The organism is Clostridium sp. DFI.5.61 (assembly GCF_024462915.1).
Lineage (GTDB): Bacteria > Bacillota > Clostridia > Oscillospirales > Oscillospiraceae > Lawsonibacter > Lawsonibacter asaccharolyticus.
The window spans coordinates 1-859 of sequence record NZ_JANGBZ010000123.1; the positions used below are offsets into that span (position 1 = coordinate 1).

Genomic DNA, 859 nt, shown 5'->3' on the forward strand with positions numbered 1-859 from the left:
TCCAGATGCATGAGGACGGCGACCAGTACAGCATGCTCAAGCCCGTGTGCAAGCGCAGCTGGCGCGTGGACGATGTGGAGGCCCTGCCCTACATCCTGGACAAGGCGTTCCGTCTGGCTGAGGCCGGCCGTCCCGGCCCCGTCCTGGTGGACGTGCCCATGGACATGTTCTCCCGTGAGATGGACGAGGAGCTGTGGGCCCGCACCTACAAGGACAGCCACGAGACCCTGAAGCCCGCCCTGGACCCCGCTGCCGCCAAGGCCATCGCCAAGAAGCTGGTGGAGGCCAAGAACCCCGTCCTCCACGCCGGCGGCGGCATCCTGCTGGCTCAGGCCTCCGAGGAGCTGGCTGCTCTGGCCGAGTTCCTGGATCTCCCTGTGTCCCGCACTCTGGCCGGCCAGGGCTGCCTGTCCGACCAGCATCCCCTGATGGTGGGCCAGACCGGCTTCTGGGGCCTGGAGTTCACCCACTCCCTGACCACCAATGCCGACGTGATCCTGGGCCTGGGCACCCGCTTCGGCGAGGCCGACAGCTCCAGCTGGTATCAGGGCGTCACCTTCGATCCCGATAAGACCACCTTCCTGCAGATCGACATCGACCCCAACGAGATCGGCCGCAACTACGCTGTGGAGATCGGCGCCATCGGCGACCTGAAGATCGGCCTGGCCCAGATCCTGGAGGAAGTGAAGAAGATCTGCCCCGAGGGCAAGAGCAACCCCGAGCTGCGTGAGCAGATCGCTGCCGCCAAGGCCGCGTTCAAGGCCAGCAACGAGGCCATCTCCAACGACGGCCGCTTCCCCATGACTCCCCAGCGCATCCTGAAGGACGTGAAGGAGGTCATCCCCGAGGACGCCATCAT

At 65.9% G+C, this 859-nt stretch carries 1 protein-coding gene; it reads left to right on the forward strand.

What is annotated here, in order from left to right:
• On the forward strand, positions 1–859 hold an 859-nt coding region (locus NE584_RS19335; protein ID WP_256183546.1), incomplete at both ends, for a thiamine pyrophosphate-binding protein.